At 72.8% G+C, this 7,883-nt stretch carries 5 protein-coding genes; all 5 read right to left on the minus strand.

Annotation, left to right across the window (positions count from 1 at the left end):
* Positions 1–1,074, minus strand: a 1,074-nt coding sequence (locus AB0M52_RS26765; protein ID WP_363959112.1) for an Ig domain-containing protein, incomplete at its 3' end; no start/stop codon positions are given.
* Between the two features lie 224 nt (positions 1,075–1,298).
* The gene (gene gatA, locus AB0M52_RS26770; RefSeq protein ID WP_363959114.1) at positions 1,299–2,774 is read right to left on the minus strand and encodes an Asp-tRNA(Asn)/Glu-tRNA(Gln) amidotransferase subunit GatA; all 1,476 of its coding nucleotides are present in this window, start codon (positions 2,772–2,774) and stop codon (positions 1,299–1,301) included.
* Entirely contained in the window at positions 2,771–3,076 is a 306-nt protein-coding gene (gene gatC / locus AB0M52_RS26775; RefSeq protein WP_111212474.1) for an Asp-tRNA(Asn)/Glu-tRNA(Gln) amidotransferase subunit GatC, read from the minus strand. Before gatC ends, gatA begins: the two co-directional genes overlap by 4 nt.
* 155 nt (positions 3,077–3,231) lie before the next feature.
* A complete protein-coding gene (locus AB0M52_RS26780) occupies positions 3,232–5,679 on the minus strand; it encodes an EAL domain-containing protein (protein WP_363959116.1) in 2,448 nt (815 codons plus the stop codon).
* A gap of 156 nt (positions 5,680–5,835) precedes the next feature.
* Positions 5,836–7,883, minus strand: a 2,048-nt coding sequence (gene ligA, locus AB0M52_RS26785) for an NAD-dependent DNA ligase LigA (protein ID WP_363959118.1), incomplete at its 5' end; no start/stop codon positions are given.

The following is a 7,883-nucleotide window of genomic DNA, read 5'->3' on the forward strand; positions in this document are numbered from 1 at the left end:
AAGAAGCTGCACGCTGAGCGCCAGGCATATTTGGATCTTGTGGCGCGGGGTGTGGGTACGAATCCGGTGACCGGCAGCCACGCACCACATCGTCCTGGTGGGCGACGGTGACGCCGGGGCCGGCGTGGTCGGCGTCGGCTCCGCCGAGTCCGTCGGCGTCGGCTCGGTCGGCGTCGCCGTCGGGGTGGGGGTCGGCTGGGTGGGCGTCGGCGACGGGGAGGACGGCGCGGCGCCCACGACCAGCGACACCTCGTCCGTGGCGCTGGTCGCCGTGCCGGCCGCCGTCACCGTGAAGGCGTAGGTGCCTGCGGTGCCGGGGGTGCCGCTGAGCTTGCCGTCCGGGGCGAGGGTGAGCCCCGGGGGCAGGTCCCCGGCGGTCACACTGAACTTGATGTCGGAGTCGCCCTCGGCGGTGAACCGGAACGAGTACGCCTTGCCGACCCTGCCGCGGGGCGGCTCTCCCGACGTGATGACGGTCGCCGGTGCGGCGATGACCACCGTGACTTCCTGCTCGGCGAAGAAGTTGTGCGCGTCGGACATCCGGATGCCGAAGGTGTAGCTGCCCGGGGTGGTCGGCGTACCCGAGAAGACCCCCGCCGACGACAACGCCATCCCCACCGGCAACGAGCCCGACCGGAGCGAGAGCCGGTGCGGGGCGGTGCCGCCCGACGCCGTGAACTCGTGCGTCGGGTACGGCTGCCCGGTGTACCAGGGCGAGGTCGGGGCGTCCGAGGTGATGGTGATGGTCGGCGCGACCACCACCACGGTGACGCTCTGCTCGGCGAACTCCCCGGCTGCGTCCGTCATCCGGATGCCGAAGGTGAAGCTGCCCGGGGTGGTCGGCGTACCCGAGAAGACCCCCGCCGACGACAACGCCATCCCCACCGGCAACGAGCCCGACCGGAGCGAGAGGGTGTAGGGAGCGGTGCCGCCGGAGGCGGTGAACGTGTGCGTCGGGTACGACTCGTACGCGGTGACCGGCGAGGCCACCGGACCGGAGGTGATGGTGACGGTGGCGGCAGCCGCCGGCTGCGCGCTGCCGAGCAGCAGCACCATGAGCACTGAGACAATCACAACCGGCCGCAGCGTCTTCATCGCACTTCCAGGACTGTGGTGGGGAGAACCGTCACTCGCATTCGCCAGCGGACTGAGACTTTATCCAACCAGGACCAGTGACGACGCGTAATAGACCGAACGGTGACCGCGTGTCGTCGAACGGGAACCAGCGGTCACGGCGGGCATTCCTGGAGTGGCCGGGAGACCGTCGCGGGGCGGCTACGAGCCGCCCCGCGAACAGGTCACAGGGCCGGTGGGGTGAGCGTGCCGACGGCGCTCTCCAGCGCGGCGGCGACCCGGTACATCCGGTCGTCGGCCATCGTCGGGGCCATCACCTGCAGGCCGACCGGCAGCCCGTCGGAGAGCCCGCACGGCACCGAGATACCCGGCCCGCCGTACAGGTTGGTCGGGATGGTGAACAGGTCGGCCAGGTACATCTGGTACGGGTCGGAGGTGCGCGCGCCCAGCGGGAAGGCCACGAACGGGGTGGTCGGCGAGATCAGCGCGTCGACCCGCTCGAACGCGGCGGTGAAGTCGCGGGTGATCAGCGTACGGACCTTCTGCGCCTGCCCGTAGTAGGCGTCGTAGTAGCCCGACGACAGCGCGTACGTGCCGATCATGATGCGCCGCTTGACCTCGGCACCGAAACCGGCCTCCCGGGTCAGCGACATGACCTCCTCCAGCGACCGGTTGCCGTCGTCGCCGACCCGCAGCCCGAACCGGACGCCGTCGAAGCGCGCCAGGTTGGAGGAGCACTCGCTCGGTGCGATCAGGTAGTACGCCGGCAGCGCGTACTTGAAGTGCGGGCAGGACACCTCGACGATCTCGGCGCCCAGCTTCGTGAGCGTGTCGACGGCCTCGTTGAAGGCGGCCAGCACGCCCGGCTCGGCGCCCTCGCCGGCGAACTCGCTGACGATGCCGAGCCGCACCCCGGTCAGGTCGCCGGTGGCGCCGAGCTTCGCCGCGGCCACCACGTCCGGCACCGGCGCGGGGATGGAGGTGGAGTCACGCGGGTCGTGCCCGCCGATCGCCTCGTGCAGCAGCGCGGCGTCGAGCACCGTACGCGCACACGGGCCGGGCGTGTCCAGCGAGGAGGAGAAGGCCACCAGGCCGTACCGGGAGGTGCCGCCGTACGTCGGCTTGGCGCCGACGGTGCCGGTGACCGCGCCCGGCTGGCGGATCGAACCGCCGGTGTCCGAGCCGATCGCCAGCGGCGCCTCGTAGGCGGCGAGCGCGGCGGCGCTGCCCCCGCCGGAGCCGCCCGGGATCCGGTCGGTGTCCCACGGGTTGCGGGTCGGCCCGTACGCCGAGTACTCCGTGGAGGAGCCCATCGCGAACTCGTCCATGTTGGTCTTGCCGAGCATCACCGTGCCGGCGGCCTGCAACCGCTGCACGATCGTCGAGTCGTACGGCGGGCACCAGCCCTCCAGGATCTTCGACCCGACGGTGGTCGGCACACCCTTGGTGGTCAGCACGTCCTTGACCGCGATCGGCACGCCGGCCAGCGGGCCCAGTGCCTCCCCGGCGTCGCGGCGGGCGTCGACCTGCCGGGCGGCGGCCAGCGCACCCTCGGTGTCGACGTGCAGGAACGCGTTGACCCGGTCGTCGACGGCGGCGATCCGGTCCAGGTGCGCCTGGGTGACCTCGACGGCCGAGGTCTCCCCGGCGGCGACCAGTCCGGCAATCTGGGTCGCGGTCATTCTGGTCAGGTCGGTCATGAGGCCACATCCTCGTCCAGGATCCGCGGTACGCGGAACCGCTGCTCCTCCGCGTCGGGCGCGCCCGACAGCGCTTCCTCGGGGGTCAGGCACGGCGTCACGACGTCGTCCCGGAGCACGTTGGTCAGCGGCACCGAGTGCGAGGTCGGCGGGATGTCCGCGGCGGTGACCTCGCCCACCTGGGCGACCGCCTGGAGGATCACGTCGAGCTGGCCGGCGAAGGTGTCCAACTCCTCCTCCGTCACGGCGAGCCGCGACAGTCGCGCCAGGTGCGCGACCTCCTCGCGGGAGATGGCGGCCATCGGTGCCCCCTTCGTGGCTGTCCTGCGTCGGCGTGCCCCACCCGGGTCGGCGGAGCGCGACCCGCGGTGACGGCAGCGAGTCTATTGTTCCGCACCCGACCGGCCGCTCCCGGCTCCCCGGGCGCCGGGACCACGGGCCAGCGCGGCCCGGCGGATCACCGGCCGGGCCGGCGGGGCGTGTCCGTGTCGTCGTGGCCGCCGAGCGGGCGCAGCGGGCGGTACCGGGCCAGCCAGGCGACCAGTTCCTCCGCCGGCATCGGCCGGGCGTAGAACCAGCCCTGGGCGACGTCGCAGCCGGCGGCGTGCAGCATGCGCCAGGTGCGCTCGTCCTCCACACCCTCGGCCACCACGCGCAGTCCCAGCGCCTTGGACAGCTCGATCGTGGACCGGACGATCGCCGCGTCGTCGGTGTCGTCGGTCATGCCGAGGACGAACGAACGGTCGACCTTCACCTCCGACAACGGCAGCCGGCGCAGGTGCTGCAGGGATGAATACCCGGTGCCGAAGTCGTCCAGCGCGATGCCCACGCCGATCCGGTGCAGCCGGGTGATGGTCGTCAGCACCCGACGCGGGTCGGCCATCAGCGCGCCCTCGGTGATCTCCAGTTGCAGCCGTTCCGGGGCCACGCCGTAGCGGGTGAGCCGGTCGGCGATCTGGTCGGCGATCTCGCCGGTGTGCAGGTCCCGCACGCTGACGTTGAGGGCCGCGCGCAGGTGCAGGCCCGCCGCCGACCACTTGGCGAGTTGCTCCACCACGTCGTCGACGACCCGGCGGGTGAGCAGCCGCATCACCGCGCTCTGCTCGGCGACCCGGATCAGCTCCTCCGGGTCGACCATCCCCCGGCGCGGGTGCCGCCAACGCAGCAGCGCCTCCACGCCGACCATCTCGCCGGTGGCGATGGCGATCTGCGGTTGGTAATACATCATGATCTCGCCCGCGTCCCCGGCCGGCTCGGCACCGCGCTCGGGGTCAGCGTCCGACGGCACCGGATCCGGCTGGCCGTCGAGCCACGCCGGATCCGGCTGGACGGCGGCCTGGGCGGGGTCGGCCCACGGCTCGCCGGTGGGTGCCGCCGACGGGGCGGACCGGGCCGCGCGGCGCAGGATCGGGTCCGCGCCGGTGACGATCCGGGCGATCAGCTCGTCGTCGTGGGCCACCAGCGAAGGGCGGCGTCGCCGCCGACTCCACCACCGCGGGCCGGGGCGCTCGTCCACCGGCGGGGACGCGGGCAGCATCGCACCGTCACCGCCCCGCACCACGGGCGCGTCGACCGGCGCGTCACCGTCGACCGCCCGGCCCGCCTCCAGGACCCGGCGCAGGTCGGCCAGCAGGCCCAGCCGCTCGGCGGAGTTGTGGTCGGACTCGGCGGTGTAGACGGCGACCGTGTCGTTGCGATGCTTCGCGTCGTACATGGCCACGTCGGCGTGGCGCATCAGGGTGGCGAAGTCCTCGCCGTGCTCCGGGTACAGCGCGATGCCGATGGAGCCGCCGACGTCCAGCGGCAGCCCGTCCAGCGGGACCGGCTCGGCCAGCACCCGCACCACCTGGTCGGCCAACGCCCGGGCCTCGGTGACGTCGGTCAGCCCGGTCATCACGATCGCGAACTCGTCCCCGCCGAGCCGGGCGACCAGGTCCGGCGGCTCGACCACGTCGGTCAGCCGGGCGCTCACCTCGACCAGCAGCCGGTCGCCGACCGCGTGCCCGAGCGCGTCGTTGACGTTCTTGAACCGGTCCAGGTCGATCAGCAGCAGGGCCAGGCGGGCGTCCGGCTCGCCCCGCGCGCCACGCTCGGCGTGCCGGTGCACCTGCTCGTTGACCTCCGCCAGCAGCGCCTTGCGGTTGGCCAGCCCGGTGAGCGGATCGAGCGAGGCGAGTTGGCGCTGCTCGACGGTGAGCCGGGCCATCCGGTACACCGCGAACAGCGGCACCAGCACCAGCGGAACCAGGGCCGCGCTGGCCCGCGCGGCGGTGACGAGTACCGGCGCGAGCAGCAGCAGGGACCCGGTGGAGAGCAACTCGAACGGCAGGCCGTGCCACGCGTTGGGCCACCACCGCTCGCCGAAACGCAGCCGTACGGCGGCCGTGACCAGGCCGTAGTTGACCAGGAACCAGGCGACCCCGGCGCCGCCGATCGCCGCGATGTCGGTCCACCCGAGCGGGCCGCCGGCGAAGACATCGCCGGGCCCCAACCGGGTGACCGCGTACGCGGCGGCCAGCGAGCAGGCGTACTGGCCGGCGTTGAAGGCCGTCCGCCACGGGGCGTGCCGCATCCGGACCCCGGACACCAGCACGGCGACCGCCTGTACGGCGACCGCGGGGCCGAGCCCCCAGCCGAGCAGGATCGCGAAGGTGAAGCAGGTCGACGGGAAGACCGCCGACGAGGACTGCCGGCGACCGGGTGGGAGGAAGGGGCGCGCGTCGCAGGCCACGGCGAGCACCGCCATCGTCCAGAACGCCACCGGCAGCTCGGGCAGCGTCGTGGCGAGCGACACCAGCGCGGGGGCCGAGACCAGCACGGCCACGGCCAGCACGCTGGCCACGAAGGCCGAGAACTGCGCCGTCCGTCCGGGCGGGACCAGGTTGCGCGGGTCGGGCGGCTCCATCACACCTCCCGGTCGGGACCCGGCGCGTGGGTCCACGCGCCGTGCCCCCATCAAACGCCCCTGGCACCGGGTTTCCCGCCGCGACAGTCACGAATCGGTCGTAGTCGTAATTAAGTTGGTATCCGGACGAGTGCCCTCAAGATCGGCGGGCCGGGTTCACTCCTCGACGCGGGCCACCTCGCGGGCCGCGTCCGGCCCGGCGTCGAGCAGCAGCCGGAAGCCGGCCTCGTCGAGCACGGGCACCTTCAGGCTGGCCGCCTTGTCCGCCTTGGAGCCGGGGTTGTCGCCGACCACCACGAAGCCGGTCTTCTTCGACACCGAGCCGCTGACCTTGCCGCCCCGGGACTGGATCGCCTCGGCGGCCTGGTCCCGCGAGAACCCGGCCAGGGTGCCGGTGACCACCACGCTGACCCCTTCCAGCGGCCGCGGCCCCTCCGCCACCGCCTCCTCGGCCATCCGGACGCCCGCCTCGGCCCACTTGCGGACCACCTCGCGGTGCCAGTCGACGGCGAACCACTCCCGGATGCTGGCGGCGATGGTCGGCCCGACGCCGTCGACGGAGGAGAGTTCCTCCTCGGTGGCCTTGTCGATCGCCTCGATCGAACGGAAGTGCCGGGCGAGGGCCTGCGCGGCGGTCGGCCCGACGTGCCGGATGGACAGTGCCACCAGCACCCGCCACAGGTCACGCTCCTTGGCCACGGCGAGGTTGTCGAGCAGCTTGACGGCGTTGCTGCCGAGGCTGCCGTCCTTGTTGACGAAGAACGGCGAGCCGGCCAACTGGTCGGCGTCGAGCGCGAACAGGTCGCCCTCGTCGGTGATGATCTGCGCGTCGAGCAGCGCGGCGGCGCTCTTGTAGCCGAGCGCCTCGATGTCGAACACGTTGCGCCCGGCCAGGTGGAACACCCGCTCCCGCAACTGCGCCGGGCAGCTGCGCGAGTTGGGGCAGCGGATGTCGACGTCGCCCTCCTTGGCCGGGGCCAGCGGCGTGCCGCAGGCCGGGCAGGTGGTGGGCATGACGAACGGCCGGGCGTCCGGCGGGCGCAGGTCGACCACCGGGCCGAGCACCTCGGGGATCACGTCACCGGCCTTGCGGATCACCACCGTGTCGCCGATCAGCACCCCCTTGCGCTCGACCTCGCGGGCGTTGTGCAGGGTCGCGTACGTGACGGTGGAGCCGGCCACCTTCACCGGCTGGAGCACGGCCCGCGGGGTGACCCGCCCGGTGCGCCCGACTTCGACCTCGATGTCGAGCAGCTTGGTGTTGACCTCCTCCGGCGGATATTTGAAGGCGATCGCCCAGCGTGGTGCCCGGCTGGTCGAGCCGAGCCGGCCCTGGATGGGCACCGGGTCGACCTTCACCACCACACCGTCGATCTCGTGTTCGACGTCGTGCCGGTGCGTGGCGTAGTGCGCGACGAACTCCCGGACGCCGGTCAGGTCGGGCACCACCCGCCAGCGGTCGCTGGTGGGCAGCCCCCACGCCTTGAGCGCGCTGTACGACTCGGACTGGGTGGCCGGCTGGTAGCCGCGCCGGGCGCCGATGCCATGCACCACCAGGCGCAGCGGCCGGGACGCGGTGATCCGCGGATCCTTCTGCCGCAGGCTGCCCGCGGCGGCGTTGCGCGGGTTGGCGAAGGGGGCCTTGCCCTGCTCGACCAGGCCGGCGTTGAGGTCGGCGAAGCCCGCGACCGGGAAGTAGATCTCTCCGCGCACCTCGATGAACTCGGGGACCGGACCGAACTCCGCCGAGTCGGTGAGCCGGCTGGGCACGTCCCGGATGCTGCGCACGTTGGCGGTGACGTCCTCGCCGGTGCGGCCGTCGCCCCGGGTCGCCGCCCGGATCAGCCGGCCGCCCTCGTAGGTGAGGTTGATCGCCAGCCCGTCGACCTTCAGCTCGCACAGGTAGGACACCGGGCCGCCGGCGTCCCGCTCGACCCGCTCGGCCCAGGCGGCCAGCTCCTCGTCGGCGAAGGCATTGTCCAGCGACATCATCCGCTCGGCGTGGGCGACCGGGGTGAAGTCGGTGGAGAAGGTGCCGCCGACCCGTTGGGTCGGCGAATCGGGGGTGCGCAGCGCCGGGAACTCCGCCTCCAGCGCCTCCAACTCGCGCAGATGCCGGTCGAACTCGGCGTCGGAGATGGTCGGTGCGTCGAGCACGTAGTAGCGATACTGGTGCTCGGTCAGCTCCTGGCTCAGCGTGGCGT

This window comes from Micromonospora sp. NPDC051296 (assembly GCF_040682255.1).
In the GTDB taxonomy this organism is placed as follows: domain Bacteria; phylum Actinomycetota; class Actinomycetes; order Mycobacteriales; family Micromonosporaceae; genus Micromonospora; species Micromonospora craterilacus.

Bases quoted from the DNA above. Each gene is read 5' to 3' on its own strand.
- AB0M52_RS26780 (WP_363959116.1), bottom strand. From the start codon at position 5,679: ATGGAGCCGCCCGACCCGCGCAACCTGGTCCCGCCCGGACGGACGGCG.
- gatC (WP_111212474.1), bottom strand. From the start codon at position 3,076: ATGGCCGCCATCTCCCGCGAGGAGGTCGCGCACCTGGCGCGACTGTCG.
- gatA (WP_363959114.1), bottom strand. From the start codon at position 2,774: ATGACCGACCTGACCAGAATGACCGCGACCCAGATTGCCGGACTGGTC.